21 protein-coding genes are annotated in these 24,345 nt (G+C 58.2%); 7 read left to right on the forward strand and 14 right to left on the reverse strand.

Annotation, left to right across the window (positions count from 1 at the left end; genetic code table 11):
* Window positions 1–89: 89 nt before the first annotated feature.
* Window positions 90–1,805, reverse strand: coding sequence for an AsmA family protein (locus HMPREF1144_RS10485; protein ID WP_009652746.1), 1,716 nt, complete (start codon window positions 1,803–1,805; stop codon window positions 90–92).
* 145 nt (window positions 1,806–1,950) lie between these two features.
* A complete protein-coding gene (locus tag HMPREF1144_RS10490; RefSeq protein ID WP_004855527.1) occupies window positions 1,951–3,342 on the reverse strand; it encodes a nucleobase:cation symporter-2 family protein in 1,392 nt (463 codons plus the stop codon).
* 286 nt (window positions 3,343–3,628) lie between these two features.
* Between HMPREF1144_RS10490 and gltS the strand changes: the two genes are divergently transcribed.
* The gene (gene gltS, locus HMPREF1144_RS10495; RefSeq protein ID WP_004855526.1) at window positions 3,629–4,831 is read left to right on the forward strand and encodes a sodium/glutamate symporter; all 1,203 of its coding nucleotides are present in this window, start codon (window positions 3,629–3,631) and stop codon (window positions 4,829–4,831) included.
* A 215-nt stretch (window positions 4,832–5,046) separates the two neighbouring features.
* On the opposite strand, the gene glpK is transcribed toward gltS, so the two are convergent.
* Both glpK and HMPREF1144_RS10505 read right to left on the reverse strand, forming a co-directional pair.
* Window positions 5,047–6,558 (reverse strand): glycerol kinase GlpK, encoded by a 1,512-nt coding sequence (glpK, locus tag HMPREF1144_RS10500; protein ID WP_004126722.1) that lies wholly within the window; start codon window positions 6,556–6,558, stop codon window positions 5,047–5,049.
* 21 nt (window positions 6,559–6,579) lie between these two features.
* A complete protein-coding gene (locus HMPREF1144_RS10505) occupies window positions 6,580–7,431 on the reverse strand; it encodes an MIP/aquaporin family protein (protein WP_009652759.1) in 852 nt (283 codons plus the stop codon).
* 442 nt (window positions 7,432–7,873) lie between these two features.
* Here HMPREF1144_RS10505 and zapB point away from each other — a divergent pair, with 442 nt between their 5' ends.
* From zapB to HMPREF1144_RS10525, 4 genes are all read left to right on the forward strand, one after another.
* Window positions 7,874–8,119, forward strand: coding sequence for a septal ring assembly protein ZapB (zapB, locus tag HMPREF1144_RS10510; RefSeq protein WP_009652751.1), 246 nt, complete (start codon window positions 7,874–7,876; stop codon window positions 8,117–8,119).
* Window positions 8,120–8,269: 150 nt separating this feature from the next.
* Complete coding sequence (locus tag HMPREF1144_RS10515) at window positions 8,270–9,259, forward strand: sulfate ABC transporter substrate-binding protein (protein ID WP_004855524.1); 990 nt, start codon at window positions 8,270–8,272, stop codon at window positions 9,257–9,259.
* 197 nt (window positions 9,260–9,456) lie between these two features.
* Window positions 9,457–10,212, forward strand: a complete 756-nt coding sequence (locus HMPREF1144_RS10520; RefSeq protein ID WP_009652756.1) for a CDP-diacylglycerol diphosphatase — start codon at window positions 9,457–9,459, stop codon at window positions 10,210–10,212.
* Window positions 10,213–10,285: 73 nt separating this feature from the next.
* A complete protein-coding gene (locus HMPREF1144_RS10525) occupies window positions 10,286–11,590 on the forward strand; it encodes an SLC13 family permease (protein ID WP_009652736.1) in 1,305 nt (434 codons plus the stop codon).
* Window positions 11,591–11,684: 94 nt separating this feature from the next.
* Here HMPREF1144_RS10525 and tpiA read toward each other — a convergent pair whose 3' ends face one another.
* Both tpiA and HMPREF1144_RS10535 read right to left on the reverse strand, forming a co-directional pair.
* Window positions 11,685–12,452 carry a triose-phosphate isomerase gene (gene tpiA, locus HMPREF1144_RS10530; protein WP_009652753.1) on the reverse strand — a complete coding sequence of 256 codons (768 nt, stop codon included), beginning with the start codon at window positions 12,450–12,452 and terminating at the stop codon, window positions 11,685–11,687.
* Between the two features lie 108 nt (window positions 12,453–12,560).
* The gene (locus HMPREF1144_RS10535; RefSeq protein WP_004855520.1) at window positions 12,561–13,160 is read right to left on the reverse strand and encodes a DUF1454 family protein; all 600 of its coding nucleotides are present in this window, start codon (window positions 13,158–13,160) and stop codon (window positions 12,561–12,563) included.
* A gap of 112 nt (window positions 13,161–13,272) precedes the next feature.
* On the opposite strand from HMPREF1144_RS10535, the gene HMPREF1144_RS10540 reads away from it, so the two are divergent.
* On the forward strand, window positions 13,273–13,701 hold the full coding sequence (locus HMPREF1144_RS10540) for a DUF805 domain-containing protein (RefSeq protein ID WP_004855519.1): 429 nt from the start codon (window positions 13,273–13,275) through the stop codon (window positions 13,699–13,701).
* Here HMPREF1144_RS10540 and fpr read toward each other — a convergent pair whose 3' ends face one another.
* The 7 genes from fpr to gmk all read right to left on the reverse strand — a co-directional run bounded on the left by fpr (window position 13,702) and on the right by gmk (window position 21,637).
* Complete coding sequence (fpr, locus tag HMPREF1144_RS10545; RefSeq protein ID WP_004855518.1) at window positions 13,702–14,448, reverse strand: ferredoxin--NADP(+) reductase; 747 nt, start codon at window positions 14,446–14,448, stop codon at window positions 13,702–13,704. It lies immediately after the preceding gene.
* A 96-nt stretch (window positions 14,449–14,544) separates the two neighbouring features.
* Window positions 14,545–15,555 carry a class II fructose-bisphosphatase gene (gene glpX / locus HMPREF1144_RS10550; RefSeq protein WP_004855517.1) on the reverse strand — a complete coding sequence of 337 codons (1,011 nt, stop codon included), beginning with the start codon at window positions 15,553–15,555 and terminating at the stop codon, window positions 14,545–14,547.
* Window positions 15,556–15,608: 53 nt separating this feature from the next.
* Window positions 15,609–17,690: an ATP-dependent DNA helicase RecG gene (gene recG / locus HMPREF1144_RS10555; protein WP_004855516.1), complete on the reverse strand. Its 2,082-nt coding sequence runs from the start codon at window positions 17,688–17,690 to the stop codon at window positions 15,609–15,611.
* A 2-nt stretch (window positions 17,691–17,692) separates the two neighbouring features.
* Window positions 17,693–18,382: a tRNA (guanosine(18)-2'-O)-methyltransferase TrmH gene (gene trmH, locus HMPREF1144_RS10560; protein ID WP_004855515.1), complete on the reverse strand. Its 690-nt coding sequence runs from the start codon at window positions 18,380–18,382 to the stop codon at window positions 17,693–17,695.
* Window positions 18,383–18,544: 162 nt separating this feature from the next.
* Complete coding sequence (gene spoT / locus HMPREF1144_RS10565) at window positions 18,545–20,665, reverse strand: bifunctional GTP diphosphokinase/guanosine-3',5'-bis pyrophosphate 3'-pyrophosphohydrolase (protein WP_004855514.1); 2,121 nt, start codon at window positions 20,663–20,665, stop codon at window positions 18,545–18,547.
* An 18-nt stretch (window positions 20,666–20,683) separates the two neighbouring features.
* Window positions 20,684–20,959 (reverse strand): DNA-directed RNA polymerase subunit omega, encoded by a 276-nt coding sequence (gene rpoZ, locus HMPREF1144_RS10570; RefSeq protein WP_004106927.1) that lies wholly within the window; start codon window positions 20,957–20,959, stop codon window positions 20,684–20,686.
* Between the two features lie 54 nt (window positions 20,960–21,013).
* Complete coding sequence (gmk, locus tag HMPREF1144_RS10575) at window positions 21,014–21,637, reverse strand: guanylate kinase (protein WP_004126677.1); 624 nt, start codon at window positions 21,635–21,637, stop codon at window positions 21,014–21,016.
* A gap of 257 nt (window positions 21,638–21,894) precedes the next feature.
* Here gmk and ligB point away from each other — a divergent pair, with 257 nt between their 5' ends.
* Window positions 21,895–23,571, forward strand: a complete 1,677-nt coding sequence (gene ligB, locus HMPREF1144_RS10580) for an NAD-dependent DNA ligase LigB (protein WP_009652741.1) — start codon at window positions 21,895–21,897, stop codon at window positions 23,569–23,571.
* A 5-nt stretch (window positions 23,572–23,576) separates the two neighbouring features.
* Here ligB and HMPREF1144_RS10585 read toward each other — a convergent pair whose 3' ends face one another.
* Window positions 23,577–24,194: a trimeric intracellular cation channel family protein gene (locus HMPREF1144_RS10585; protein WP_004126674.1), complete on the reverse strand. Its 618-nt coding sequence runs from the start codon at window positions 24,192–24,194 to the stop codon at window positions 23,577–23,579.
* Window positions 24,195–24,345: the final 151 nt, after the last annotated feature.

Raw genomic sequence — 24,345 nt, forward strand, 5'->3', positions numbered from 1 at the left:
GGGAAATAGGTACAAACAGCCGCTTAATGGCAACAGGTTTCGCGAATGGAACAGGCCCCTCTCCCGTGGGGGGAGAGGGAGAGGAAAAGTCAGGGCGTCGTTGTCGCCGGCGCTGAAGGGGGCTGGGTGCTGGTGACCTCCCCGTTGCGCATCACCTGCGCCACCTGCTGTTTTTCCATATTTATCGCGCTCAGCTGGCCGTTGACGGTCGGCTTCAGCGGCGCATCCGCCAGCACGCTGCCGGTCGCCGTCAGCTGAAGGTTACCGTCGCCGGAAACCGGCAGCGCGGGCCAGCCCCACGCCTGCAAAATATTCAGCGGCACGCCGCGACCGTTCAGGCTCAGGTTGACCAGGCGCTGCGGGAGCTGCGACACCGCCGCGGTGGCTTGCAGGATCCCTCGCTCGGTAAAGGCGCTGAGCTCGTTAACGTTCACCGTGGAGGCATTGGCGCTCAGCTTCAGCGACGGGCGGCGGACGTCAATACGATTAAAGGTCGCGGCGGCGGCGTTCAGCGTCGCGCTACCGCTCCACACGCCCCAGCTGCGGTTTTTCACCAGCTGCAGCTCGCCGCCGTAGCCGTCGAGCGCGGTGATTTGCCACGGGAACGCCGGTTCAATATCGATAATCAGGTTGCGGCTGGCGCTGAACTTTCTCAGCGTCAGGCTTTGCAGCCAGTCGGGCAGCGGCGCCATCCACAGCTGCTTCCAGTTGGTTGGCAGCGTATATTCCAGCCCGGCGAACGCCGCGTCATCCAGCACCAGCGCATGGCCGGCGCGCAGCCAGTTGCCGGACGTGCGCACCATCCCGCCCTCCCAGCGTGAGGTGAACTGGCGCAGCGCGATGCCCTGCGGTGAGAACCCGGCGTTAAGGATCGGGTCGAGGAAATGCAGCGAGCCGTAAATGAACTCGTTTGCGTTCATCGACAGCGTACCCTCCTGGGTTTGCCAGTCGCCGCGGCTCAGGGTGAGGTTGCGCAGGTTAAGATCGAGGCCGGCGATCGCCCAGTCAGGCCCCTGCAGGCTGGCGTCGGTTACATCAAGGCGGCCAATCTTTAGTGACGGCAGGGTGGTCAGCGGCGCGAAAAAGTCGGCAAGTGATTTATCGCTTTGCAGGCGAATCTCGTTGAGCCGCAAATTATCGACCTGCCAGCCGCCGTCGGCGCTGCGTTTCGCCGTGCCGGTGAGCGTACCGCGGGCGACGTCCGCTCCAATGGTCGAGAGGGACACTTCGCCGTTATCAATATTCCCCTGAATCAGCACGTTGCTGGCTTCAATACCGTTGAGCGTCATCGACCCGGCGCTCATCTGAATCTGCGTTTTCTTGCCGAGCACGTTGCCCGCTTCCGGCGCCCACGGGCTGACGCCGCCGGTGACGCGCTGCGCGCTCAGATCCCAGTCGCTCTCCGGGCTATTGAACGCCATATTGCGCAACTGGAGACGGTCGGCGGCGAATGGCAGCGCCGCGGAAGAAGGGGAGAAGTTCAGCGTGCCGTCGCTGAGGACGATTTCGTCAGCATGCAGCGGGTCGCTAAACTGGCGGCTGCTAAACCCGATATCCACCGTTTGCGCCACCAGCGTGGCGGGTTTGCCGTCGCGTCCGAGGGTGACGTTTTGCAGCTGCAGGTGCAGTGGCGAGGAGAAATTATGGTCCATCTTGTTGAAAGAGACCTTCCAGCCGGTACCGTCGCTTAGCCAGGCGCTGGCCTGGCGCCCGCCCCACTGGGTTTGCAGCAGGAAGTAAGCGGCAATAATCACCACCAGCAGGGCAATCAGCAGCCAGAGAATCAGCTTTCTGAGAAATTTCATGGTCTTCGATCCTGAGCGAGGCACATAAGGCTGTTATGCCCGAATTATGCGCAATCCTCAAGACAGGAATTGTGTAATGAGATGATGTGAGGTTGATGATGCTGACGCTCCGGCCAGCATCGCATGGCCGGAGCGTCAGAGAGGATCAGTTTTTCTCTGGCGGGAAAATCAGATTCAGAATAATCGCCGTGATGCCGCCAGCAGCGATACCGGAGGAGAGCAGATTCTTCAGCCAGTCAGGGGCGAACTGCAGGATCAGCGGCTGCTGGGAAACGCCGAGGCCGACGGCCAGCGACAGGGCGATAATCAGGATCGCGCGGCGGTTCAGCGGCTCGCGGGAGACGATACGCACGCCGGAGGCGGCAATGGTGCCGAACATCACCAGCGTCGCGCCGCCGAGCACCGGCTCAGGAATATGCTGCACGAAGCCGCTTACCGCCGGGAACAGGCCGAGCACGATCAGCATCAGCGCGACCACGAAACCGACATAGCGGCTGGCGACGCCGGTCAGCTGTATCACGCCGTTGTTCTGGCCAAAGCAGGAGTTCGGAAAGGTGTTGAATACCGCCGAAACAAACGAGTTCAGACCGTTGGCCAGCACGCCGCCCTTCAGACGCTTCATATATAGCGGGCCGGAAACCGGCTGCTCGGAGACGTCAGAGGTGGCGGTAATATCGCCGATGGTTTCCAGCGAGGTAATCATAAACACCAGCATCAGCGGCAGCAGCAGGTTCCAGTCGATGCCCAGCCCGTAGTACAGCGGCGTGGGTACCATAATCAGACTGCTTTCCGTCGGCGCGGTATTGGCCGGCAGCATATCGAGTAGCCATGCCGCCAGGTAGCCGGCCGCCATCGCGATAACCAGCGAAGCGATGCGCAGGTACGGGTTGCGCTGGCGGTTAAGGATAATAATCAGCGCCAGCACGATCCCTGCCAGCAGCAGGTTTTTTGGCGCGCCGAAGGTATGGTCGGCCATGGCGGCATAGCCGCCGCCGATGGAGGTCAGGCCAACCTGAATCAGCGACAGGCCGATAATCATCACCACCACGCCGGAGACCAGCGGGGTAATAATGCGGCGGGCGAGATGCAGAACGCGGGAGAGAACCATCTCTGTGCAGCTGGCCAGCATCAGGGTGCCGAACAGCGCGGCCATCATGGTCGGAACGTCGGCGCCGCCGGTTTTCAAGGCGGTCCCGCCCATAATCAGCGGCGCGACGAAGTTAAAACTGGTGCCCTGAATCGAGAGCAGACCAGACCCCACCGGGCCCCAGGCTTTAATTTGAATGATGGAGGCCACGCCGGAGGCGAACAGGGACATGCTGATGATGTGTTGCGTATCCTGAGCCGGAAGGCCCAGAGCCTGGCAAATTAACAGCGCCGGAGTGATGACCGCGACAAACATCGCCAGCAGGTGCTGGAACGCGGCGAACAGGGTTTGCGGTAGCGGCGGGCGGTCTTCAAGGCGGTAGATTAATTCGCTGGTTTGCTTATGCGCAACCGGTTGCGCATTTTCTGATTCTGCGGTGTTAACGGACATCACAACAATCCCAAAGGTGGCAAAGCGGGGATTTTATCGGACTGTAGACCAAAAGCAAACGTTTGCCACTCTTTAGCGGCAAATATTTAAGCATCGGAAAAGTGTCAAATATTTATTAACATTTTGTATGCTTGATCGCATCATTATCCCTACAAAATATCTTTTCCTGTCCTTTTTTCCGTAGTTCTGCTTAAAATCCCTTCCCGATTACTCATGATGAGAAGCAATCGACACCGGGAATACCGTCGCGTGTGAATGGATCATGCGCCTATAAGGAGCTCTTTTTATGTTTCATCTCGATACCTTATCGACGCTCGTTGCCGCAACACTCGTGTTGCTACTGGGTAGAAAACTCGTTCAAATCGTCCCTTTTCTCAAGAAATACACCATTCCTGAACCCGTTGCGGGCGGCCTGCTGGTCGCGCTGGCGCTGCTGGTATTAAAGAAAAGCATGGATATCGAAATTGATTTCGATATGAGCCTGAAAGATCCGCTGATGCTGGCTTTCTTTGCGACTATCGGCCTCAACGCCAACCTCGCCAGCCTGCGCTCCGGCGGCAAAGTGGTGGGGACGTTCCTGATTGTGGTGGTGGGACTACTGCTGTTGCAAAACGCGCTCGGAATCGGCATGGCGAAGCTGCTGGGCCTCGACCCGCTGATGGGGCTGCTGGCCGGTTCGATTACCCTTTCCGGCGGCCACGGTACCGGTGCGGCGTGGAGTAAGTTGTTTGTTGAGCGCTATGGTTTTGCTAACGCCACCGAAGTGGCGATGGCTTGCGCAACCTTCGGTCTTGTCCTTGGCGGCCTGATCGGCGGACCGGTGGCGCGCTATCTGGTTAAGCACTCTTCCTCCCCGGACGGTACGCCGGACGATCAGCTCGCGCCGACCGCGTTTGAAAAGCCGGATATGGGGCGCATGATTACGTCGCTGGTGCTGATTGAGAGCATCGCGCTGATCGCCATCTGTTTGACGGTAGGGAAGATCGTTGCGCAACTGCTGGCGGGAACCGTATTTGAACTGCCCACCTTTGTTTGCGTGCTGTTTATCGGCGTGATCCTGAGCAATAGTCTGTCGGCGCTGGGGCTGTACCGCGTGTTCGATCGCGCGGTGTCGGTGCTGGGTAACGTCAGCCTGTCGCTATTCCTGGCGATGGCCCTGATGAGCCTGAAGCTGTGGGAGCTGGCGTCGCTGGCGCTGCCGATGATTATTATTCTGGCGGTTCAGGCAGTGGCTATGGCGCTGTATGCTGTGTTTGTGACCTACCGGATGATGGGCAAAAACTACGATGCCGCGGTGCTGGCCGCCGGCCACTGTGGTTTCGGCCTCGGCGCGACGCCGACAGCGATTGCCAATATGCAGGCGATTACCGACCGTTTCGGTCCGTCGCACATGGCGTTTCTGGTGGTGCCGATGGTGGGCGCGTTCTTTATCGATATCGTTAACGCGCTGGTGATTAAGCTCTATCTGCTGCTGCCGGTATTTGGCTGATTAAAACCCGGTGGCGCGCTACGGGGTTGTGCAGTCTGCGGGCTGTAGCCCGGGTAAGGCGTTTACGCCGCAACCCGGGGATACTCCGGGATTCATACATCGGCGCGGTTTCTCCCCAGCTCGCGCTGCGCTTAGCCGGGCTACGGGGGGCGGTCTGCGGGCTGTGTAGCCCGGCTAAGGCGTTTACGCCGTCAGCCGGGAATACCTCAACAATCTTACGCTTCGTCGTGCTCTTCCCACGCCAGCGCGCGTTTTACCGCTTTCTTCCAGCCGCTGTAGCGATAGTTACGCTCGGTGGTTTCAATTCCTGGACGGAACTCGCGCTCGATAACGGCTTTCTCCTGCAGCTCATCCAGGTTTTGCCAGAAACCGACCGCCAGACCGGCCAGATAGGCTGCGCCCAAAGCGGTGACTTCGCGGACTTCCGGGCGTTCCACGCGGGTGCCGAGAATATCGGACTGGAACTGCATCAGGAAGTTGTTGGCGACCGCACCGCCGTCAACGCGCAGGGCGTGCAGACGGATCCCGGAGTCAGCCTGCATCGCTTCCAGCACATCGCGCGTCTGATAGGCAATCGACTCCAGGGTGGCGCGAATAATATGGTTGGAGTTCACGCCGCGGGTCAGGCCGAAGATCGCGCCGCGGGCATAGGGATCCCAATACGGTGCGCCGAGGCCGGTAAAGGCCGGAACGACGTACACGCCGTTGGTATCCTTCACTTTGGTGGCGAAATATTCGGAATCGAACGCGTCGCTAATCAGCTTCATCTCATCGCGCAGCCACTGGATGGAAGCGCCCGCCATAAACACCGCGCCTTCCAGCGCATAGTTCACCTCACCGCGCGGGCCGCAGGCGATAGTTGTCAGCAGGCCGTGCGTTGACGTCACCGCTTTCTCGCCGGTATTCATCAGCATAAAGCAGCCGGTACCGTAGGTGTTTTTCGCCATCCCCTCTTTCACGCACAGCTGGCCGAACAGCGCCGCCTGCTGGTCGCCCGCGATGCCGGCGATCGGAATACGCGTCCCGCCCTTACCGCCGATGTTGGTCTGGCCGTACACTTCGGAAGATTTGCGCACTTCCGGCAGCATGGCGCGAGGGATATCCAGCGCGTCGAGCATTTTGTCGTCCCAGTCCAGCTCGTGGATATTAAACAGCATGGTACGCGAGGCGTTGGTGTAGTCGGTTACGTGAACGCGTCCCTGGGTCATTTTCCAGATAAGCCAGGTGTCTACGGTACCGAACAGCAGCTCGCCGCGTTTAGCGCGTTCGCGCGCGCCTTCGACGTGGTCGAGGATCCACTTCACTTTGGTGCCGGAGAAGTAGGGGTCAACCACCAGGCCGGTGGCCTTGCGGATGTACTCTTCCATGCCGTCGCGCTTGAGCTGTTCGCAGATCTCGGCGGTACGACGGCACTGCCAGACGATGGCGTTATAAATAGGCTTGCCGGTTTCGCGCTCCCACACGATGGCGGTTTCACGCTGGTTGGTGATGCCGATCGCCGCGATTTCATCGGAGCTGATATCGGCTTTTGCCAGCACTTCGACCAGCGTAGAGCTTTGCGATGCCCAGATCTCCATCGGGTCGTGTTCAACCCAGCCTGGACGCGGATAAATTTGTTCGAATTCTCGCTGAGAAACGCTGACGATATTGGCATCGTGATCCATTACCACGGCGCGGGAGCTGGTGGTGCCCTGGTCGAGCGCTACGATATATTTTTTGTCGGTCATAGTATGAGTCCCGTAGTCAGATTACAGCGAAGCTTTGTGTTGCGTCGTAGAGGGGGATGCGGCTTCTTTCTCTTCGACGACGCAGGTGTCGCAAGGCAGGTGGCGGCCAATCAGCTTGCGGTAGCAGAATGCGCCTAGCGCAGCACCGACGATTGGCGCACACAGCGGCACCAGGAAATAAGGAATATCTTTGCCGCCGGTGAGGGCGACGTTGCCCCAGCCTGCCAGCCAGGCGAAGGCTTTCGGTCCGATATCACGCGCCGGGTTCATGGCGAAGCCGGTCAGCGGGCCCATGGATGCGCCGATGACGGCGATCAGCAGACCAATCAGCAGCGGCGCCAGCGGGCCACGCGGCACACCGTTACCATCGTCGGTCAGCGCCAGAATAACGCCCATCAGGATAGCGGTAATCACCATTTCTACCGCGAAGGCCTGCACAAAATTGATATGCGGATTCGGATAGGTGGAGAAAATGCCTGCCAGCTCGAGACTTTCGACGCTACCGCGCACCATATTGTGGGTATGTTCGAAATCGAAGAAAAGATTGTAATAAAGCCCGTAAACTAAAGCCGCAGCGCAAAAGGCGCCAGCGAATTGCGCAACGATAAAAGGAACAACTTTACGACCGTCAAAGCAGGCGAACAGCCACAGCGCGATGGTGACCGCCGGGTTAAGGTGCGCACCGGAAACCCCTGCGGTCAGGTAAATCGCCATGGCGACGCCCAGACCCCAGATGATGCTGATTTCCCATTGACCGAAGCTGGCTCCCGCGACCTTAAGCGCAGCGACGCACCCAACGCCGAAAAAGATCAACAACCCGGTACCGAGGAACTCTGCGATGCACTGGCCTTTTAGTGTTGATGTTTGGCTCATAATCGAATCCTGAAGCGTAGTGATGATTATTGTATGTGTGAAGGTCGCAGGCGACCACGCTGCCATGTAGGCATAGTGTTAATTTATCGTTAACGAACAAAAACGAGAAATATCGAAATTCAAATGTGTGTACCACGTCAAGAAAATGAGCGTTTTCGCGCCATAAACGCGTGTTCGGCCGTTTGCGGGAGCGTTTCACCGCACATTTTTTTACGTGTTGATTAACAATTACGAAAAAGTACCGGGTAAAAGCGGCGAACGGACCAGGTAAAGGCTGAAAAGTGTTGCAAACCGCAATCTACGCGGGTTGTCGCTGGACAGGGGAGGCGGGGCTTCATACAATCGACTACATCACCACTGTAGTGCGCTAATTTTCGTTAAGGCGTCAACGCGTATACGAAACGGACGGTTTCTATCAACGCCTTGCAAGTTCAGGAGAGGTATGACGATGTCATTAGAAGTGTTTGAGAAATTAGAATCTAAAGTTCAGCAGGCGATTGATACCATCACTCTGTTACAGATGGAAATCGAAGAGCTGAAAGAGAAGAACAACACGCTGGCGCAGGAAGTACAGAGCGCGCAGCACAGCCGTGAAGAGCTTGAGCGTGAAAACGGTCAGCTGAAAGAACAGCAGCAGGGCTGGCAGGATCGTCTGCAGGCGCTGCTGGGCCGCATGGAAGAAGTCTGATGCTTCCCGCTCCCTCCCGTTCGGGAGGGGGCAAACTCTCCCCGCTCTATATACTCACAAGTTATAGCCAATCTTTTTTTATTCTTTAATCATCAGTCCGCTTTCTGGCACGCTTAATCCATCACAACACTACATAAAGAGAGCGGTGCGATGAATAAGTGGGGCGTGGGGTTAACTCTGTTGCTGGCATCCGCCAGCGTTCTGGCAAAAGACATTCAACTATTAAACGTTTCTTACGATCCAACGCGCGAGCTGTACGAACAGTACAACAAAGCTTTTAGCGCCCACTGGAAGCAAGAAACCGGCGACAACGTGGTGATTCGTCAATCCCACGGCGGCTCCGGCAAACAGGCTACCTCGGTGATCAACGGCATTGAAGCCGACGTGGTGACCCTTGCGCTGGCCTATGACGTTGATGCGATTGCCGAACGCGGCCGAATCGACAAAAGCTGGCTGAAGCGTCTGCCGGATAACTCCGCGCCGTATACCTCAACCATCGTGTTCCTCGTACGCAAAGGCAACCCGAAGCAGATTCACGACTGGAACGACCTGATTAAACCGGGCGTGTCGGTGATTACCCCGAACCCGAAAAGCTCCGGCGGCGCGCGCTGGAACTATCTGGCGGCATGGGGCTATGCCCTGCACCAGAACAATGGCGATCAGGCGAAGGCGCAAGAGTTCGTAAAAGCGCTGTTTAAGAACGTTGAAGTGCTGGATTCCGGCGCCCGTGGTGCGACCAACACCTTCGTGGAACGTGGGATCGGCGATGTGCTGATTGCCTGGGAAAACGAAGCCCTGCTGGCGACCAACGAACTGGGTAAAGACAAATTTGAGATCGTGACCCCGAGCGAATCGATTCTCGCCGAGCCGACGGTTTCCGTGGTGGATAAAGTGGTCGACAAGAAGGGCACTCGCCAGGTGGCGGAAGCGTATTTGAAGTACCTCTACTCGCCGGAAGGCCAGGAGATTGCGGCGAAGAACTTCTATCGTCCGCGCGATCCTGAGATAGCGAAAAAATACGCGAATGAGTTCCCGAAACTGAAGCTGTTCACCATCGATGACGTGTTTGGCGGCTGGACGAAAGCGCAGAAAGAGCACTTTTCCAACGGCGGCACCTTCGACCAGATCAACCAGCGTTAAATAGCCTCTCCTTATCCCCGCTTGCGCTGCGCTTAGCGGGGATACAACTCTTGTCGCCCGGACAGGCGTAAGCCGCGACCCGGGGTTGAGAAGTCTGGTAGCGCCGCCTCCGGGAAAACACACCGAACCTCATCCTGTTTTCATTTGGTCATCAAACTGCGTTACTCTTCCGTTTCTGGCTGAGACAGGAAAAAATAATGCGAAGAGTACGATACCTTTTATTAGCGCTGCTGGTGGTCGTTGTGGCGGCGATGGCCGGCGGCTACTACTGGCTTCATTCCGGCAACCCTGATGCGTTGCGCAAAATTGTTCTGCAACAGTGCGTCCCCAATCAACAGCAGCACCAGAATCCCGCGCCCTGTGCGGAAGTGAACCTCAAGGGCGGCTATGTGCTGTTTAAAGACCGCAATGGCCCGCTGCAGTATCTGCTGATGCCGACTTACCGTATTAACGGCACCGAAAGTCCGCTGCTGCTTAATCCCCTGACGCCGAACTTCTTCTGGCAGGCCTGGCAGGGGCGCGAAATCATGAGCCAGCATCGTGGTTCCGCCGTATCGGATGACGCGGTCTCCTTGACCATCAACTCGCGCAGCGGACGCACGCAAAATCATTTCCATATCCATATCTCCTGCCTGCGTCCCGATGTCCGTACTCAGCTGGACAAGGACGCGCCCGCTATCAGCAGCCGCTGGTTGCCGCTGCCCGGTGGACTACTGGGCCACGAATATCTGGCGCGCCGGGTCACCGAAACGGAGCTGGCGCAGCGCAGTCCGTTCCTGATGCTGGCCGAAGAGGTGCCGGAAGCGCGTGAACATATGGGCCGTTTTGCGCTGGCGATGGCAAAGCAGAGCGATGGCTCGCTGGTGCTGCTGGCGACCGAGCGTAACCTGCTAACGCTTAATCGCGCATCGGCGGAAGAGATTCAGGACCATAGCTGCGCCATTCTGCAATAACCCCACCATATCTGGCGTTTACCTGTCTTATTGTCCGTCGTATTCTTGCTGAAAAAAACGACAGGAGACAGGTATGTCGCTCTGGTTGTCCCACCCTCTGTTCCTTCCTTCTATCATCGTCGGCATCACTATTCTCCTCTGGGCGACTTCGCTACTGCCGGAGTTTATGACCGCGCTGCTGTTTTTTGCCGCAGCGATGATCGCCAAAATCGCGCCGCCGGAGGTCATTTTCGGCGGCTTTGCCTCATCGGCATTCTGGCTGGTGTTCAGCGGCTTTGTGCTGGGGATCGCCATACGCAAAACCGGGCTGGCGGACAGGGCGGCCCGGTCGCTCTCGTCGCGGCTGACCGACTCCTGGCCGCTGATGGTCGGCAGCGTGGTGCTGCTCAGCTATGCGCTGGCGTTTGTGATGCCGTCCAATATGGGGCGTATCGCGCTGCTGATGCCGATTGTGGCGGCAATGGCCAGGCGTGCCGGCATTGAAGAGGGGACGCGCCCGTGGTTTGGCCTGGCGCTGGCGGTGGGGTTCGGGACCTTCCAGCTGTCTGCCACCATCCTGCCCGCCAACGTCCCGAATCTGGTGATGAGCGGCGCGGCGGAGGGATCGTATGGTATCCATTTGAATTATCTTCCCTATTTACTGCTGCATACGCCGGTGCTGGGCTGGCTCAAAGGGGCTGTGCTGATCGCCCTGATATGCTGGCTGTTTCCTGGAAAACCGCACCCGCCGCGCGACATGACGCCGCTGCCGCCGATGAGCCGCGATGAGAAGCGCCTGGCGTGGCTGCTTCTGGTAGTGCTGACGCTCTGGGTGACGGAGAGCTGGCACGGCGTGGGGCCGGCCTGGACGGGGCTGGCGGCAGCGGTGATAACGCTGCTGCCGCGGGTCGGTTTTATCAGCGGCGAGGAGTTTTCCAGCGGCGTGAATATCCGCACCTGTATTTACGTCGCCGGGATTTTGGGGCTGGCTATCACCGTGACGCAAACCGGTATCGGCGGCGTGGTGGGGAATGCCCTGCTGCAGATTATGCCGCTGGATAAAGAGAGTCCGTTCACCAGCTTTCTTGCATTGACCGGCATTACCAGCGCGCTGAACTTTATCATGACCGCTAACGGCGTACCGGCGCTGTATACCACCTTCGCGCAGAGCTTCTCCGATGCGACCGGCTTCCCGCTGCTGAGCGTGATTATGATTCAGGTGCTGGGATACTCCACGCCGCTGCTGCCGTATCAGGCATCACCGATTGTGGTGGCAATGGGGCTGGGGAAAGTGCCTGCGCGGGCGGGAATGCTGCTGTGTGTTGCGCTGGCGGCGGTAAGCTATTTGATTCTGCTGCCGCTGGACTACCTGTGGTATCAGGCGTTGGGGAAACTGTAGGCTGCATCGCTCGGGGATTTTCCCGGAACCTGGCCGGGCAACCGGGCGATAACCCCGGTTGCAAAGCGCGACCGGGGATAGGCCTTAAAGCGAATTACGCTTTTTTCGCGGCTTCTGCTGCTTTAACGATCACCGCGAAAGCGTCAGCTTTCAGGGATGCGCCGCCAACCAGCGCGCCGTCGATGTCCGGCTGGGTGAACAGCTCTGCTGCGTTGCCCGCGTTAACGGAACCGCCGTACTGGATGATCACTTGTTCAGCCACTTTCGCATCAGCTTTCGCGATGTGGTCGCGAATGAATTTGTGTACCGCCTGAGCCTGAGCCGGGGTAGCGGATTTGCCGGTACCGATCGCCCATACGGGTTCATAAGCGATAACTGCGCCTTCGAACGCCGCCGCGCCCTGGGTTTTCAGAACGGCGTCGATTTGACGGGCGCACACTTCTTCCGTTTTGCCCGCTTCGTTTTCCGCTTCGGTTTCACCGATGCACAGAACCGGGATCAGACCCTGCTCTTTCAGTACCGCGAATTTTTTAGCGATGAGCTCGTCGGACTCTTTATGGTAGGTACGACGCTCGGAGTGGCCGATGATGATGTACTGAGCGCCGATGTCTTTCAGCATTTCAGCAGAGGTTTCGCCGGTGAATGCGCCGGACAGGTTCAGGTCAACGTTCTGCGCGCCCAGGTGAATGTGGCTGCCGGCAGCGGCTTGTTTCGCCAGGTCGATGTACATTTCAGGCGGAGCAATGGCAACTGCACAGCCGGTCACGCCAGCCAGTTCGGTACGCAGGTTCGCGACCAGTTCGTTTACCATGTGGCGGCTGCCGTTCAGTTTCCAGTTACCCATCACTAAAGGATGTCGCATTTTTATTCTCCACGCTTTAAAGCGAATTAAGGAATATAGCCGCCCCCGAGGGCAGCATGGTCTGTGAAACAGTATAGAGATTCATCACTGGAAAGGCTTTGCTTTTTGTCATTTATTGTTGTTTTCCAGCGTTTCAGATAGCGCCAGCTTAATCGGTTCAACAGCGAAGGTCAGCCCCTTTTCGCCGTTGTCCGCCACCACATAGCGCACTGCACCTTCCGTTTCAGAGAAGTAACGTTTGCCTTTTCCGGCGGTCAGCAGTTTCTGCAGCTTCTGCTGGCTTTGCGTCAGGCTGAGCGTGGGCACGAACGCGCGCATCACGGCGCTCATATACTCCTGGGCTCTCGCTTTCGCCGCTTTCTGCTGCGGCCCCTGAATCGGTAGCCAGGTGATCTGCATCGATTTAATTTTGAGCGTGCCGCGTTCAAGCGCGGTCGACGCGTAGAGGTTCTCATTGATCTTGGTGGCGGCGCGGGTCAGGTTCGCCTGGTCTTTGCTGGCGGCGACGGCGCGAAATTCATTGAGCGATAGCTTCGGGTTATCGTTGTTGAATTTTTCCCGAAACTCGCTGATGGAAATATCAAAGGCCGGCGCGCCGGAAAGAAGATAGGGCGCCGTAGCGCTGGCGTCTGACTCGGCGGACAACGCTTTTTGGCCGACGGATAATGCCGCCAGCCCAATTAAACATAAGGTTGCCCACTTCTTCATGCCCATCTTCCCTTTTTTTATCTGCTGACGATTAAAACGAGAACCGTCACGCTTGTCAAAAAGTCACGCCTTCAGGGTAAACTACGTCGGTGATGATGATAAGGAATAAAATATGACCCTACAGCAGTGGCTATTCTCAATTAAAGGGCGGATTGGACGTCGCGACTTCTGGATCTGGATCGCTATCTGGATAGTGACCATGAGCGCGCTGTTCACGCTGGCCGGCAGTAATCTTCTTAATTTACAGACGGCGGCTTTTATTCTGGTGTGCCTGCTGTGGCCGACGGCGGCGGTGACCATTAAACGCCTGCACGATCGGGGTAAATCCGGGCTGTGGGCGCTGCTGATGATTCTGGCGTGGATGCTGCTGGCGGGCAACTGGTCGATGCTGCCTGGGGTCTGGCAGTGGGGCGTCGGGCGGTTTATACCCACGCTGATTATCGTCATGATGCTGATCGACCTGGGCGCGTTTGTCGGTACCCAGGGCGCGAATAAGTTTGGTAAAGAGACGCTGGACGTGCGCTGGAAAGCGGAATCCTGATTACCAGTAGTGTTCGGCGGTCATATGACCCGGCCGGCGACGCAGGTGCTTGCTCATCTGCCGGGTCTCTTTCAGCAGCTGCTGGGTGTCGCGCACCATCTGCGGGTTACCGCACAGCATGACGTGGCTGCTCTCAGCGTTCATCGGCAGGCCGACGGCCTCTTCCAGCGCGCCGGTCTCAATCAGGAACGGGATGCGCCCCGTGAGCATGCCCGGCGCGGTTTCCCGGCTGACGACTGACTGGATGCGCAGCTTGCCCGCATAGCGCGCTTCCAGCGCCTGCATCTGCGGCAGATAGCTGAGGTCGGCGGCATACCGTGCGGCGTGCACCAGTACCAGGTTTTTAAAGCGATCCAGGTCCTTCCCTTCTTCGAGAATCGACAGGTACGGGCCAATCGCCGTGCCGGTGGCGAGCATCCATAGCGTGTCGCAATCCGGCACCTCTTCCAGCACGAAGAAACCGGCGGCTTCGCTGACAATCTGCACTTCGTCGCCCGGCTTCAGTGCCGCCAGCCGCGGGCTGAGCTTGCCCTCCGGAACCGTCACCAGATAGAACTCAAGATCGGGGTTGCTGGGGGCGTTGACGTAGGAATAGGCGCGCTGCACGCGTTCTCCGTCTACGTCCAGCCCCAGTTTGGCAAACTGCCCAGCGGTGAAGGGCGCAACCGGCGCGTGAACGGTGAGGCTAAACAGTGCATCAGTCCAGTTCTGTACTTTTACCACTTTGCCCGTAACCCAGTTTGCCATAGCGACTCTCCTCTCAATCTTGTTAACGTATCTTCACCGCGACGAGAGCAGATTTCCAGCCCGAAAAGGCTGGAAAGCTCTATTGATCAAATGTTTTTACAGGATGTGCAGCTGAATATCCGGGTCTTTGCGATCGAGATAATGAATCGATTGAATACGGCGGATAGTGCGTGATTTACCGCGGATCAGCAGGGTTTCGGTGGTGGCCATATTGCCTTTACGGGTGATACCGTCCAGAAGATCGCCCTTGGTGATGCCGGTTGCCGAGAAAACCACGTTGTCGCTGCGCGCCATATCGTCCAGGCGCAGCACTTTGCCTGCTTCAATGCCCATCGCCTGACAGCGTGCCAGCTCGTTTTCGCCGATGCGGCGGTTCTCTTCGCTATCGCCCTTCACGTGGTGACGCGCCAGCAGACGGCCGTTCATATCGCCGTCCAGCGCGCGGATCACCGCAGCGGAAACGACGCCTTCCGGCGCACCGCCGATACCGTACATGACGTCAACTTCGCTGTCCGGCATGCAGGTCAGAATAGAGGCGGCAACGTCGCCGTCGGGGATGGCGAACACGCGCACGCCCAGCTTTTGCAGCTCAACAATGACGTCGTCATGGCGTGGCTTGGCTAAGATGGTGACCGTTAATTCACTCAGCGGCTTATTCAGCGCGCGGGCGATATTATGCAGGTTCTCCGCCAGCGGCAGGTTCATATCGATGGTGCCTTTCGCCCCCGGGCCGACGATCAGCTTTTCCATGTACATATCCGGTGCGTTCAGGAAGCAGCCCTTATCGCCTACCGCCATGACCGCCAGCGCGTTCGCCTGGCCCATCGCCGTCATACGGGTACCTTCGATGGGATCGACAGCGATATCTACCGCATCGCCGTGGCCGGTACCGACGCGCTCGCCGATGTACAGCATCGGTGCTTCGTCGATTTCGCCTTCGCCAATCACGATAGTGCCGTCGATGTTGATCAGGTTGAGCATAATGCGCATGGCGTTGACGGCGGCGCCGTCGGCGGTATTTTTATCACCGCGGCCTAACCATTTGTAGCCTGCCAGCGCGGCGGCTTCGGTGACGCGCGAAAATTCGATGGCCAGTTCTCGTTTCATAATCCACTCATCTGAATAAAAATTATGCGCAGCGTGGCGAGATGACGTTCGCGCTACGCGTTGGAATAGCGTTCGGTTTCCGGCATCCAGCGCTCTATCAGCGCTTGTGCCTGCTGGGGATAGCGTTCGTGAATATGGCGGGCGATGCGCTGAACTTCCGGGATCATGGCCTGATCGCGCAATAAGTCCGCGACTTTAAATTCAGCGTTGCCGGTCTGACGGGTGCCGAGCAGCTCGCCGGGACCGCGAATTTCCAGGTCTTTTTGGGCGATGACGAAACCGTCGTTGCTATCGCGCAGAACCTGCAGGCGCTTCTGGGCGGTTTTTGACAGCGGCGATTTATAGAGCAGCACGCAGTGGGAGGCTACCGCACCGCGCCCGACGCGCCCTCGGAGCTGGTGCAGCTGCGCCAGCCCCAGACGCTCCGGGTTTTCGATGATCATCAGGCTGGAGTTGGGCACGTCCACGCCGACTTCAATCACCGTGGTGGCGACCAGCAGATGCAGCTCGCCCTGCTTGAACGCGCTCATTACCGCCTGCTTCTCGCCGGATTTCATACGCCCGTGCACCAGGCCGATATTCAGCTCCGGCAGCGCGAGCTTCAGCTCTTCCCAGGTGGCTTCCGCCGCCTGAGCTTCCAGCAGATCCGACTCTTCAATCAGCGTACAAACCCAGTAGGCCTGGCGGCCTTCGTGAGTGCAGGCGTGACGTACGCGGTCAATAATATCGCTGCGTCGCGTATCCGGAATGGCCACCGTCGTAACCGGCGTTCGGCCCGGCGGCAGTTCATCGATGACCGAGGTGTCGAGGTCGGCATACGCGGTCATCGCCAGGGTGCGCGGAATCGGCGTGGCGGTCATAATCAGCTGGTGCGGGTGAAATCCCTGCTGTTGCCCTTTCTCCCACAGCGCCAGCCGCTGATGGACGCCAAAACGGTGCTGCTCGTCGATAATCACCAACGCGAGGCCGTTAAACTGGACCTGCTCCTGAAAGATGGCGTGGGTGCCGACAATCATCTGTACCTGTCCGCTGGCGATAGCCTCCTGCTGCGCCAGGCGCGCTTTGCCTTTTTGTTTGCCCGCCAGCCAGCCCACCTCAACGCCCAGCGGTTCGAACCAACTGCGGAAGTTATTGGCATGCTGTTCAGCCAGCAGCTCGGTCGGCGCCATCAGCGCTACCTGTTTGCCGTGGGCGATGGCGCGCAGGGCGGCAAGCGCGGCGACCAGGGTTTTACCGGAGCCCACGTCCCCCTGCACCAGACGCATCATCGGCACGTCCAGCGCCATATCGCGCTCGATTTCAGCCGTGACGCGCGCCTGCGCGCCGGTCGGCGTAAAGGGGAGGGAGGCCAGCAGTTTATCTTTTAGCGTGTCGTAAGCGCTGAGCGCGATGGCGTGGTAGCGCTGGGCGCCTGCCCGCAGCGCCAGCATGCTGAGGTTATGCGCCAGCAGCTCTTCCAGGATTAAGCGCCGCTGAGCCGGATGTTTGCCGCTTTCCAGCTCGCTAAGCTGTAACGTGGGCGGCGGGCGATGCAGCGTGCGCAAGGCGTCCGGCAGGCTCATCATCCCCTGCGCCAGCTCAGGCGGCAGCAGCTCGGCGATCGCGCAGGTTTCAAGCAGCTCCAGCGCCTGGTCGGTGAGCTTACGCAGCGTAGCCTGCTTGATGCCTTCGGTGGTGGGATATACCGGGGTCAGCGTTTCCTGTAAATCAGGGGTACTCATGTCGCCCTGAACCCGATATTCCGGATGGATCATCTCCGCCCCGTGTTTACCGCGCTTCGCCTCACCGTAGGCCAGCACGCGGCGCCCGGTTGCCAGGCTATTTTTCATCGCCGCGCTGAAGTTAAAAAAGCGCATGGTGAGGATGCCGGAGCCGTCGCTTATCTGGCAGGTCATCATCCGGCGGCCGCCGAAAGTGATGTTGCAGTTGAGGACTTCGCCTTCAACGGTGGCATAAACGCCGGGCAGCAGTTCGCCGATTTGATACAGATGGGTGCGGTCTTCGTAGCGTAGCGGCAGGTGCAGAAGCAGATCCTGTACCGTATGCAGGCCGATTTTTGCCAGCTTACTGCTCTGGGCCGCGCCAACGCCCGTCAGGGAATTGAGCGGCACCGCATCCAGCAGACGGCCCTGCATGATTACTTCGCCGCCTGCATGGTGGCCCACCACGCGGCATCGGCTTCGACTTCGCCCTGCTCGTTGACGTGGGGGTAGGGAAGTCCCTTGCGTTTAGCGACCTTCGCCAGCACCGGATAGCCGCCTTCAAACAGCAGGCGCTGCTGGTCTTCTTCCGGCAGCATACTGTTCTCGCGCCGGTACATGCCGGCGTTCTGCCGCTGGCGCTGGGCTTCGTAGAGGATAAGCGCTGAGGCGACGGAAACGTTCAGCGACTGCACCATGCCAATCATCGGAATGATAATGTCCTGGTCCGCCAGGTCTAACGCTTCCTGCGTAATGCCGGTTTTCTCCTGCCCCATCAGGATACAGGTGGGACGGGTATAGTCGATTTCACGGAAATCGACGGCGTTATCAGAGAGATGGGTCGCCAGGATCTGCATGCCCTGGCCTTTTAAATGCGTGACGGCCTCGCCAATAGTACGGTGGGTTTTGACCTGCACCCAGCTATTGCTGCCGGCGGCCGCGGAGGCCATGGTACGCATACGGCTACCGGGCCAGATGGCGTGCACTTCATGCACGCCAACGGCGTCTGCGGTACGAATGACCGCAGAGACGTTATGAGGCTTATGGACCTGCTCCATGCAGACTGTCAGGTCAGGCTGGCGCCTGGCGAGCATCTCGCAGATACGCGCATAACGCTGTAAATTCATGATACTTCATCCTTCGAATGACTCTTTAATCGCGCGGATTACGCGGCCCATCCCCGGGCCTTTCCCCTTACGGGGCCGCTGTAAGCAGCATTCAAATCTGCTCCCGGCAGATTTGTCATTCGCTTGCCGCCTTGACGCAATTCGAATGATTTTGTGGAAGAGCTAGTTTCGGTTACGGGTGACTTTTATTACATCCGGCATGACGCGAATTTTGCGCATGATATTCGCCAGATGCACGCGGTCGCGCGCGGTAAGGCGAATAAAGGCGCTGTAAACGCGGCCATCTTTCTCTTCCGTATTCAGGCTTTGAATATTGGAAGAAGCGGTGTTGATCGCCGCGGTAAGATTCGCCAGGGCACCCTGATGGTTGAACATATCCACCTTGATTTCGGTGATAAATTCCTGCGCCGTTTCTTTGTCCCACTCGACCGCCATAAATTTCTCCGGCTCTTTCTGATAGCCGCGAATGTTACGACAGGACTCATGGTGAATAACCAGGCCTTTGCCCGGGCTGACGTGCGCGATAATCGGGTCACCGGGGATCGGACGGCAGCATTTGGCGAAGGTGATCAGCACGCCATCCGCGCCTTTAATCGGCAGATGATTATGGCCGACAGGCGCTGGCTGTACAGGCACGGCGGTGGTTTCACCCTGCTGCAGGTTTTTTGCTACCACGACGCTCATGGCGTTGCCGAGGCCGATTTCGGCCAGCAGATCGTCAAGCGTGGTCAGCTTCATGCGTTCAAGTTCACGCTGAATGTTCTCTGGCGGGATCTCGGCCAGCTTGCGGCTACCGCCGAGGGCGTGATTGAGCAGGCGGCGCCCGAGGCTTACGGAATCGTCGCGCTTAAGGTTTTTCAGCAACTGGCGAATTTTGGCGCGCGCTTTCGAGCTGACGACAAAGTTCAGCCATGCGGCGTTCGGACGTGCGCCCGGTGCGGTGATGATTTCCACCGTCTGGCCGCTGGAGAGCGACTGCGACAGCGGATACGGCTGGCGGTCGACGCGGGCGCCGACGCAGGCATGGCCGATATCGGTATGCACCGCGTAGGCGAAATCCACCGGCGTCGCGCCAGCGGGCAGTTCGACAATGCGCCCTTCCGGGGTGAAAACGTAAATCTCATCCGGGAACAGATCGGATTTCACGCTCTCAATAAATTCAAATGAACTACCGGCGCTCTGCTGAAGCTCCAGCAGGCTCTGCATCCAGCGCTGGGCGCGGATTTGCGCCGTGGTGCTGCTCTCGCCGCCGTGCTCTTTATAAGCCCAGTGCGCCGCCACCCCCATTTCCGCCATCTGGTCCATGTCTTCGGTACGAATTTGTACCTCAACCGGGACGCCGTGCGGGCCGATCATCGAGGTGTGCAAAGATTGATAGCCGTTCGCCTTTGGAATGGCAATATAGTCTTTGACGCGACCCGGACGCGGCTTGTAAAGGCTGTGCATCTGGCCAAGCACGCGGTAGCAGGTGTCGGAATCATGGACAATCACGCGGAAAGCGTAGATATCCATAATCGAGTGAAAGCGCTGCTCTTTGAGCACCATCTTGCAGTAGATGGAGTACAAATGCTTTTCGCGACCGCTAACGCGACAGGGAATTCCCGCTTCCTGCAAACGCCCTTCGATTTCGGAGAGGATCTTTTGAATCATCTCTTTACGGTTGCCGCGCGCCGCTTTAACCACCTCTTTAATGACGCGGTAGCGGTTAGGATACAGCGCCTCAAAGCCCAGCTCTTCGAGCTCGGTTTTGATGTGATGGATACCTAAACGGTGCGCCAGAGGGCTGTAGATTTCCAGCGTTTCGCGGGCAATGCGGCGGCGCTTGTCCGGGCGCAATGAGCCCAGCGTGCGCATGTTATGGGTGCGGTCAGCGAGCTTGATAAGGATGACGCGGATATCCTGCACCATCGCCATAATCATTTTGCGAAAGTTTTCAGCCTGGGCCTCTTTCTTGTCGCGAAACTTAAGCTTATCAAGTTTTGACACCCCCTCTACCAGTTCAGCAACGCTTTTACCGAAAAGCTGCTCCATGTCCTGGTAGGTGGCGGGGGTATCTTCTATCACGTCGTGCAGCAGAGCGGCCATCAGCGTTTCATGGTCGAGTTTCATCTCGGCCAGGATACAGGCTACCGCTACCGGGTGCGTGATATAGGGTTCACCGCTTGAACGTGTCTGGCCCTCGTGAGCGTCACGTGCAACGAGATAAGCCTGCCGAAGACGTTTAATTTGCTCTTCGGGCAGGTAGTTTTGAATCAGCTGATTCAGGCTTTCAAACAGATACAAGGGCGACCCGCAGTGTGATTAACGACGACCTTCAGCAATAGCGGTAACGGCTTGTAATTCAGCGGCTTCCTGCTCTTGCTGTTCCTGGCGCTCACGAACGTCGAGGATCTTGTTGTTGATCAGACCTTCTTCGATTTCGCGCAGTGCGATAACGGTAGTTTTATCGTTTTCTTCCGGTACCAGCGGATCCTTTCCGCCTACCTGCATCTGACGAGCGCGACGCGCGGCGACCAGTACCAGGTCAAAACGGTTACCAATTTTCTCTACAGCGTCCTGAACAGTTACGCGTGCCATACTTAAAATGCTCCACAGGTGAAGAAATGACTGGGCATGATACTGAATGTGGGTTCAGTCTGCCAACAGTTTGGTGATTAAAGCGCCATGTCGCTGCTTTTGGCGGCTCATGCGCAGACGTTCGGCGCGAATAATAATTTTCAAATCGCTCAGCGCGGTATCAAAATCATCATTCACAATCAGGTAATCATACTCCGCGTAATGGCTCATTTCTGCAACTGCCTGCGCCATACGTTTCGCGATAACCTCTTCGCTATCCTGACCGCGGCCGCGCAGGCGACGATCAAGCTCATCTTTTGACGGCGGCAGAATAAAAATGCTGCGCGCGCCGGGCATTCTGTTGCGGATTTGCTGCGCGCCCTGCCAGTCGATATCAAGGAAGACGTCGACCCCGGTCGCCAGTACCTGCTCGATAGCTTCGCGCGAGGTGCCGTAATAGTTGCCAAAGACTTCTGCATGTTCAAGAAAAGCGTCTCTGCCAATCATCGTCCTGAATTCGTCGTGATTCACAAAGAAATAGTGTTCACCGTGCACTTCACCCGGGCGCGGAGCGCGCGTGGTATGCGAAACAGAAACCTGAGAGTCGTACAACGGTTGGGTTTTTAATAAAGCCTGAATCAGGCTGGATTTACCCGCGCCGCTAGGGGCGGAAACAATATAAAGCGTGCCTTGAGCCATGAGTGTCTTTTGTATGTGGTGGTCGAAATAGAGCTTACATACGAGCCTATTATACACGGCGGCACCGCGTGACGCAGTCCCTGTCACACTTTTTGCGTTCTTTCTTTCATTTTGCTTGCCGTTTCCCTGATTTCTCCGGGCGTTGCAGAAACAACGCAGAAAACCTGGATGCCTGCTCGCAGCGTTAAAAATCCCTCCTCGCGGACGAAAATACGCCTGCGGCACAATCGCTGACGAGAAAACAGGAGGGCATCGCGATGCAAAATGGAGTCTGGGCGCTGGTGCTGTGGATGCTGGTGGGATACGGGCAGGCAGCCTGCCCCGCGTGGCCGCAGGCCAGGGCCGATCGGGAGATTGAACGTCTCAGCCAGCAGATAACGGAATGGAAAAACGCCTACTGGCAGCAGGGGAGCAGTACGGTAAGCGATGAGGTCTATGACCAGCTTGCGGAGCGGCTGGCGTACTGGCGGCGCTGCTTCACCGGCGAGGCTCCCGTTCACGATGCGTCTCCTCCCCTAAAAGGGGAGGCCAGACATCCGGTGGCGCACACCGGCGTGCGTAAACTGGCAAATCAAGCCGACGTGGCGCGCTGGATGCGCGGTCAATCCGGCATGTGGGTACAGCCTAAAGTCGATGGCGTCGCGGTCACGCTCGTGTATCGGCAGGGGCGTCTGACCCAGGCGATAAGCCGGGGTAATGGCCTGGCCGGGGAAGACTGGACGGCCAGGGTCTTGCAGATCCCCTCCGTGCCTAAAGTCTCTGATGGTCTACTCGCGAATAGCGTGCTGCAAGGCGAGCTGTTCCTGCTCCGCGAGGGGCATGTGCAAAAGCGAATGGGCGGCATGAACGCGCGGGCAAAAGTAGCCGGCATGATGATGCGACAGGAGGCGCAAGCGGAGCTTGATAGGCTGGGCATCTTTATCTGGGCGTGGCCAGATGGTCCAGAGGATATGGAACAGCGGCTGGCGCTGCTGCGGCACGGCGGCTTTCTTTACAGCGCGCTTTTTTCGCATCCTGTCGCGGATGCGCAGCAGGTTGAACAGTGGCGCCAGCGCTGGTTCACTTCACCGCTGCCTTTTGCCACCGATGGCGTTGTGGTGCGGCGGGCGAAAGAGTCCTCCGGGCGCTTCTGGGTTCCGGGTCAGGGCAATTGGGTTATCGCCTGGAAATATCCGCCAGCCTCGCGGGTTATGGAGGTTCGCGGTATCAGCTTCAGCACCGGTCGTAGCGGTAAAATAGCCGTGGTGGCGCTCCTGGAGCCGCAGCTGCTGGACGATAAGCGCGTGCAGCGGGTGAACGTCGGCTCGGTATCCCGCTGGCACAATCTGGACATCGGTGTTGGCGATCAGCTGCAAATCAGCCTTGCCGGGCAGGGGATACCGCGCATCGATTCGGTCGTCTGGCGCACGGCTCAGCGTAATAAACCCCAGCCACCGGCGGCGCGTTTCAATGCCTTAACCTGCTATTTCGCCACCCCAGAGTGCGCGGAGCAGTTTCTCTCGCGGCTGGTCTGGCTCTCATCCCGATCGGTTCTCGATATTGACGGCGCGGGGGAAACGCTGTGGCGCTCCCTGCATGACGCGCGCGGCATGGAGCATCTCTTCTCATGGCTGGCGTTTACGCCGGAGCGGCTGCAATCCATCCCGGGCATCTCTGCGCAGCGCGGGCAGCGGCTGTGGCATCAGTTCAACCTTGCGCGCGAACGGCCTTTCCTGCGCTGGATACAGGCAATCGGCGTGCCCATACCGAAGACGGCATTTGCCGGGCTGAAGGAGGATGACTGGCAACGGATGCAGGATCGCAACGAAGAGCAGTGGCGACGCCTGCCGGGCATCGGGGAAGAACGGGCGCGGCAGCTGGTGACGTTCTTGCATCATCCGGATGTCGCCGCGCTAGCGAAGTGGCTAAGCGGGCAACACGTTCCGGGATTCTGAAAGCACTAATGTGCGCTATGGTTGTAGTTAAATACCGGCAGGCCCAGCTTCCAGCGCAGCGCCAGCATGCGGGCGGTAAAGCCGAACAGCAGGGTGGAGATCACCACCACATCGTGATTGCTGACGTAATGCTGGAGCGCGATATAAAGCACCGCGGCGGCGAATGATACCCCGGCGTACAGCTCTTTCTGGAACACCAGCGGGATGCGCTTGCAGAACATATCGCGCAGCACGCCGCCAAAGACGCCGGTGATCACGGCGGCAATGGAGGCGATGACCGGGCCCTGGCCCATATCCAACGCGATCTGGGCGCCAATGATAGAAAACACGATCAGGCCGAGCGCATCAAGCACCAGAAACAGACGGCGCAGATGCGGCATCACCGGCGCGGCAATTGTGGTCAGGACCGCGGCGACGGCGACAATAATCACGTATTCAGGGTGCTGCACCCAGCCCAGCGGGTAGTGGCCAAGCAGAATATCGCGCACTGAACCGCCTCCGAGAGCCGTCGCGGTGGCAATAATAATGACGCCAAACGTATCCATACGGCGGCGTCCGGCAGCCAGCGCGCCGGTCATGGCTTCCGCCGTAATCCCAATCAGATAAAGAATATGAAGCAGCATAAATCCCCCACGGTGATGGCGGAAGGTTAACGATTTGTGCTCAGGATCACGATTGAGATTTTCTAAAGTGAATGCGTTTAACCTGGTTAAACTAATGCACGATCGGTTTAAATCGGCTGAAGTTAACGGTTTATTTGTCATTTATTCATTT

The sequence above is a fragment of the Klebsiella sp. OBRC7 genome (genome assembly GCF_000293135.1).
In the GTDB taxonomy this organism is placed as follows: domain Bacteria; phylum Pseudomonadota; class Gammaproteobacteria; order Enterobacterales; family Enterobacteriaceae; genus Klebsiella; species Klebsiella michiganensis.

What these genes read in the sequence shown, in the direction of transcription:
- HMPREF1144_RS10540 (WP_004855519.1), top strand. Translation starts at nt 13,273, where the DNA reads ATGACCCTACAGCAGTGGCTATTCTCAATTAAAGGGCGGATTGGACGT.
- HMPREF1144_RS10520 (WP_009652756.1), top strand. Translation starts at nt 9,457, where the DNA reads ATGCGAAGAGTACGATACCTTTTATTAGCGCTGCTGGTGGTCGTTGTG.
- glpX (WP_004855517.1), bottom strand. Translation starts at nt 15,555, where the DNA reads ATGAAACGAGAACTGGCCATCGAATTTTCGCGCGTCACCGAAGCCGCC.
- HMPREF1144_RS10585 (WP_004126674.1), bottom strand. Translation starts at nt 24,194, where the DNA reads ATGCTGCTTCATATTCTTTATCTGATTGGGATTACGGCGGAAGCCATG.
- ligB (WP_009652741.1), top strand. Translation starts at nt 21,895, where the DNA reads ATGCAAAATGGAGTCTGGGCGCTGGTGCTGTGGATGCTGGTGGGATAC.
- HMPREF1144_RS10525 (WP_009652736.1), top strand. Translation starts at nt 10,286, where the DNA reads ATGTCGCTCTGGTTGTCCCACCCTCTGTTCCTTCCTTCTATCATCGTC.
- recG (WP_004855516.1), bottom strand. Translation starts at nt 17,690, where the DNA reads ATGCAGGGCCGTCTGCTGGATGCGGTGCCGCTCAATTCCCTGACGGGC.
- HMPREF1144_RS10515 (WP_004855524.1), top strand. Translation starts at nt 8,270, where the DNA reads ATGAATAAGTGGGGCGTGGGGTTAACTCTGTTGCTGGCATCCGCCAGC.
- HMPREF1144_RS10505 (WP_009652759.1), bottom strand. Translation starts at nt 7,431, where the DNA reads ATGAGCCAAACATCAACACTAAAAGGCCAGTGCATCGCAGAGTTCCTC.
- zapB (WP_009652751.1), top strand. Translation starts at nt 7,874, where the DNA reads ATGACGATGTCATTAGAAGTGTTTGAGAAATTAGAATCTAAAGTTCAG.
- rpoZ (WP_004106927.1), bottom strand. Translation starts at nt 20,959, where the DNA reads ATGGCACGCGTAACTGTTCAGGACGCTGTAGAGAAAATTGGTAACCGT.
- trmH (WP_004855515.1), bottom strand. Translation starts at nt 18,382, where the DNA reads ATGAATTTACAGCGTTATGCGCGTATCTGCGAGATGCTCGCCAGGCGC.
- tpiA (WP_009652753.1), bottom strand. Translation starts at nt 12,452, where the DNA reads ATGCGACATCCTTTAGTGATGGGTAACTGGAAACTGAACGGCAGCCGC.
- HMPREF1144_RS10485 (WP_009652746.1), bottom strand. Translation starts at nt 1,805, where the DNA reads ATGAAATTTCTCAGAAAGCTGATTCTCTGGCTGCTGATTGCCCTGCTG.
- gltS (WP_004855526.1), top strand. Translation starts at nt 3,629, where the DNA reads ATGTTTCATCTCGATACCTTATCGACGCTCGTTGCCGCAACACTCGTG.
- gmk (WP_004126677.1), bottom strand. Translation starts at nt 21,637, where the DNA reads ATGGCTCAAGGCACGCTTTATATTGTTTCCGCCCCTAGCGGCGCGGGT.
- HMPREF1144_RS10490 (WP_004855527.1), bottom strand. Translation starts at nt 3,342, where the DNA reads ATGTCCGTTAACACCGCAGAATCAGAAAATGCGCAACCGGTTGCGCAT.
- glpK (WP_004126722.1), bottom strand. Translation starts at nt 6,558, where the DNA reads ATGACCGACAAAAAATATATCGTAGCGCTCGACCAGGGCACCACCAGC.
- HMPREF1144_RS10535 (WP_004855520.1), bottom strand. Translation starts at nt 13,160, where the DNA reads ATGAAGAAGTGGGCAACCTTATGTTTAATTGGGCTGGCGGCATTATCC.
- fpr (WP_004855518.1), bottom strand. Translation starts at nt 14,448, where the DNA reads ATGGCAAACTGGGTTACGGGCAAAGTGGTAAAAGTACAGAACTGGACT.